At 56.1% G+C, this 5263-nt stretch carries 2 rRNA genes; both read right to left on the reverse strand.

Going from position 1 to position 5263, the window contains the following annotated elements:
* Nucleotides 1–85: 85 nt before the first annotated feature.
* Nucleotides 86–3216, reverse strand: a 23S ribosomal RNA gene (locus IG75_RS0135430).
* 328 nt (nucleotides 3217–3544) lie between these two features.
* Nucleotides 3545–5061, reverse strand: a 16S ribosomal RNA gene (locus IG75_RS0135435).
* The 16S and 23S rRNA genes sit together here, the layout of an rRNA operon.
* Nucleotides 5062–5263: the final 202 nt, after the last annotated feature.

The raw sequence follows: 5263 nt of genomic DNA on the forward strand, positions 1-5263 counted from the left end.
CCGGAAATGTTTTCCGGTGTGTGTGGTGTCTTCTGTATCTGTGTGTTGTTTCAGATACTGCACAGTGGACGCGTAGCAATCTTCGTTTGGTAAGCCCTCGGCCTATTAGTACCGGTCACCTCCACACGTTACCGTGCTTCCAGTTCCGGCCTATCAACCCCATGGTCTGTAGGGGGCCTTAACCACTCATGGTGGTGGGAAACCTCATCTTGGAACAGGCTTCCCGCTTAGATGCTTTCAGCGGTTATCCCTTCCGAACGTAGCCAACCAGCCGTGCCCCTGGCGGGACAACTGGCACACCAGAGGTTCGTCCGTCCCGGTCCTCTCGTACTAGGGACAGCCTTCCTCAAGTTTCCAACGCGCGCGGCGGATAGAGACCGAACTGTCTCACGACGTTCTAAACCCAGCTCGCGTGCCGCTTTAATGGGCGAACAGCCCAACCCTTGGGACCTACTCCAGCCCCAGGATGCGACGAGCCGACATCGAGGTGCCAAACCATCCCGTCGATATGGACTCTTGGGGAAGATCAGCCTGTTATCCCCGGGGTACCTTTTATCCGTTGAGCGACACCGCTTCCACTTGCCGGTGCCGGATCACTAGTCCCGACTTTCGTCCCTGCTCGACATGTCTGTCTCACAGTCAAGCTCCCTTGTGCACTTGCACTCGACACCTGATTGCCAACCAGGCTGAGGGAACCTTTGGGCGCCTCCGTTACATTTTGGGAGGCAACCGCCCCAGTTAAACTACCCACCAGGCACTGTCCCTGAACCAGATCATGGTCCGAGGTTAGAGGTCCAATACGATCAGAGTGGTATTTCAACGACGACTCACCGAGCACTGGCGTGCCCGTTTCACAGTCTCCCACCTATCCTACACAAACCGTACCGAACACCAATACCAAGCTATAGTGAAGGTCCCGGGGTCTTTTCGTCCTGCCGCGCGTAACGAGCATCTTTACTCGTAATGCAATTTCGCCGAGTCTGTGGTCGAGACAGCTGAGAAGTCGTTACGCCATTCGTGCAGGTCGGAACTTACCCGACAAGGAATTTCGCTACCTTAGGATGGTTATAGTTACCACCGCCGTTTACCGGGGCTTAAATTCTCAGCTTCGCGCCGAAGCGCTAACCGGTCCTCTTAACCTTCCGGCACCGGGCAGGCGTCAGTCCGTATACATCGTCTTACGACTTCGCACGGACCTGTGTTTTTAGTAAACAGTCGCTTCTCACTGGTCTCTGCGGCCCAAACCAGCTCACGGCGTAAAGCCGGTCACCAGCTCGGGCCCCCCTTCTCCCGAAGTTACGGGGGCATTTTGCCGAGTTCCTTGACCACAGTTCTCTCGATCGCCTTAGTATTCTCTACCTGACCACCTGTGTCGGTTTGGGGTACGGGCCGTGTACCAACTCACTAGAGGCTTTTCTCGGCAGCATAGGATCACTGAATTCGCCTCAATCGGCTACGCATCACCTCTCAGGCTCATGCTGTGCGGATTTGCCTACACAACGCCCTACAGGCTTACACCAGTACAACCACTGACTGGCCCAGCTACCTTCCTGCGTCACCCCATCGCTTGACTACTACACCCAGGGTCGCGCGCAGCCCCATCCGGCCTCCCGAAGGAGGTCCATCAGGTTTTGGGCGCTTAGCACAGATGATTCGCCATTGGGCGCGGATACACGGGTACGGGAATATCAACCCGTTGTCCATCGACTACGCCTGTCGGCCTCGCCTTAGGTCCCGACTCACCCTGGGCGGATTAACCTGGCCCAGGAACCCTTGGTCATTCGGCGGACGAGTTTCTCACTCGTCTTTCGCTACTCATGCCTGCATTCTCACTCGCGCAGCCTCCACAACTAGGTCACCCCGCTGCTTCCCTGGCTACACGACGCTCCCCTACCCAGCCACACCACTGCACACAATCCCGTAGGAAAGTGCGGATGTATTGTGTGACTGCCGCGGCTTCGGCGGTGTACTTGAGCCCCGCTACATTGTCGGCGCAGGATCACTCGACCAGTGAGCTATTACGCACTCTTTCAAGGGTGGCTGCTTCTAAGCCAACCTCCTGGCTGTCTGCGCAATCCCACATCCTTTTCCACTTAGTACACGCTTAGGGGCCTTAGCCGGCGATCTGGGCTGTTTCCCTCTCGACTACGAAGCTTATCCCCCGCAGTCTCACTGCCGCGCTCTCACTCACCGGCATTCGGAGTTTGGCTGATTTCGGTAAGCTTGTGGGCCCCCTAGACCATCCAGTAGCTCTACCTCCGGTGAGAAACACGCGACGCTGCACCTAAATGCATTTCGGGGAGAACCAGCTATCACGGAGTTTGATTGGCCTTTCACCCCTACCCACAGCTCATCCCCTCAGTTTTCAACCTAAGTGGGTTCGGGCCTCCACGACGTCTTACCGTCGCTTCACCCTGGCCATGGGTAGATCACTCCGCTTCGGGTCTAGAACACGCGACTCAAACGCCCTATTCGGACTCGCTTTCGCTACGGCTACCCCACACGGGTTAACCTCGCCACATGCCACTAACTCGCAGGCTCATTCTTCAAAAGGCACGCCATCACCCCCCACAGCAAGCTGTGCAGAGGCTCTGACGGATTGTAAGCGCACGGTTTCAGGTACTATTTCACTCCCCTCCCGGGGTACTTTTCACCTTTCCCTCACGGTACTAGTCCGCTATCGGTCACCAGGGAGTATTCAGGCTTACCGGGTGGTCCCGGCAGATTCACAGCAGATTTCACGGGCCCGCTGCTACTCGGGCACTCACTACAACAGAGAACATGTTTTCGCCTACCGGACTCTCACCGTCTACGGTTGGCCGTCCCAGACCAATTCGACTAACACGAACTTTTCTGACTGTTGCTCGCCACGGCAGTGACAAGAAAGTGAGCCCCACGACCCCACACGTGCAACGCCTGCCGGCTATCACACACGCATGGTTTAGCCTCATCCGCTTTCGCTCGCCACTACTCACGGAATCACATGTTGTTTTCTCTTCCTGTGGGTACTGAGATGTTTCACTTCCCCACGTTCCCTCCACACACCCTATATATTCAGATGCGGGTAACACGACATCACTCGTGCTGGGTTTCCCCATTCGGACACCCTCGGATCACAGCTCGGTTGACAGCTCCCCGAGGCTTATCGCAGCCTCCTACGTCCTTCATCGGCTCCTGGTGCCAAGGCATCCACCGTACGCTCTTAAAAACTTACAAAACAAAGATGCTCGCGTCCACTGTGCAGTTCTCAAACAACACACCCACCCGAACCTTGCACCCGCACCAGCCGAGAACCAAAAACCCTCGCGGTATGAACGGAGATCCGAGCGGATCGTATTTTTTGCCTGGAAAGAACGTCTGTTCTTTCAGGACCCAACAGTGTGTTGATATATCCACCAGCACCACAGACTCGGCCGCGGCCGTACGTGATGGAGATTGTCAGCGTTCCACCCATGAGCAACCATCGGAAAACATTCGCTTCCGAAATGGCCTCTGCCATGACCTGCACTCGACTCTTCGAGCCGGCATGGAGAATGCTCCTTAGAAAGGAGGTGATCCAGCCGCACCTTCCGGTACGGCTACCTTGTTACGACTTCGTCCCAATCGCCGATCCCACCTTCGACGGCTCCCTCCACAAGGGTTAGGCCACCGGCTTCGGGTGTTACCGACTTTCATGACGTGACGGGCGGTGTGTACAAGGCCCGGGAACGTATTCACCGCAGCGTTGCTGATCTGCGATTACTAGCGACTCCAACTTCACGGGGTCGAGTTGCAGACCCCGATCCGAACTGAGACCGGCTTTAAGGGATTCGCTCCACCTCACGGTATCGCAGCCCTCTGTACCGGCCATTGTAGCATGTGTGAAGCCCTGGACATAAGGGGCATGATGACTTGACGTCGTCCCCACCTTCCTCCGAGTTGACCCCGGCAGTCTCTCACGAGTCCCCGCCATTACGCGCTGGCAACATAAGATAAGGGTTGCGCTCGTTGCGGGACTTAACCCAACATCTCACGACACGAGCTGACGACAGCCATGCACCACCTGTACACCGACCACAAGGGGGCCTACATCTCTGCAGGTTTCCGGTGTATGTCAAACCCAGGTAAGGTTCTTCGCGTTGCATCGAATTAATCCACATGCTCCGCCGCTTGTGCGGGCCCCCGTCAATTCCTTTGAGTTTTAGCCTTGCGGCCGTACTCCCCAGGCGGGGTACTTAATGCGTTAGCTACGGCACGGATCCCGTGGAAGGAAACCCACACCTAGTACCCACCGTTTACGGCGTGGACTACCAGGGTATCTAATCCTGTTCGCTACCCACGCTTTCGCTTCTCAGCGTCAGTTACTTCCCAGAGACCCGCCTTCGCCACCGGTGTTCCTCCTGATATCTGCGCATTTCACCGCTACACCAGGAATTCCAGTCTCCCCTGAAGTACTCAAGCCTGCCCGTATCGACCGCAAGCTCGGGGTTGAGCCCCGAGTTTTCACGATCGACGCGACAAGCCGCCTACAAGCTCTTTACGCCCAGTAATTCCGGACAACGCTCGCACCCTACGTATTACCGCGGCTGCTGGCACGTAGTTGGCCGGTGCTTCTTATACTCCTACCGTCACTTTCGCTTCGTCGGAGTCGAAAGAGGTTTACAACCCGAAGGCCGTCATCCCTCACGCGGCGTCGCTGCATCAGGCTTCCGCCCATTGTGCAATATTCCCCACTGCTGCCTCCCGTAGGAGTCTGGGCCGTGTCTCAGTCCCAGTGTGGCCGGTCGCCCTCTCAGGCCGGCTACCCGTCGTCGCCTTGGTAGGCCATTACCCCACCAACAAGCTGATAGGCCGCGGGCTCATCTTGCACCGATAAATCTTTCCACCCCTGATCATGCAACCAAAGGTCATATCCGGTATTAGACCCAGTTTCCCAGGCTTATCCCAGAGTGCAAGGCAGATCACCCACGTGTTACTCACCCGTTCGCCGCTCGTGTACCCCGAAGGGCCTTACCGCTCGACTTGCATGTGTTAAGCACGCCGCCAGCGTTCGTCCTGAGCCAGGATCAAACTCTCCGTTGAAGACTCACAATCACACCCGAAGGCGCAATCAAAAGTACAAACTAGAGTCCGAAAACCTAGCAAAACAAATCGCCAGCTGGAATTTAGCTGACTTAAATGTTCGATCCTCCACACGGGGGTATGAAGAACCGAAACCAAATTAAATATTTGGCACTGACATTCATCAACACACTATTGAGTTCTCAAAGAACACACGCACACA

Origin of the sequence: Nocardia rhamnosiphila NBRC 108938 (assembly GCF_000720425.1) — a bacterium.
Lineage (GTDB): Bacteria > Actinomycetota > Actinomycetes > Mycobacteriales > Mycobacteriaceae > Nocardia > Nocardia rhamnosiphila.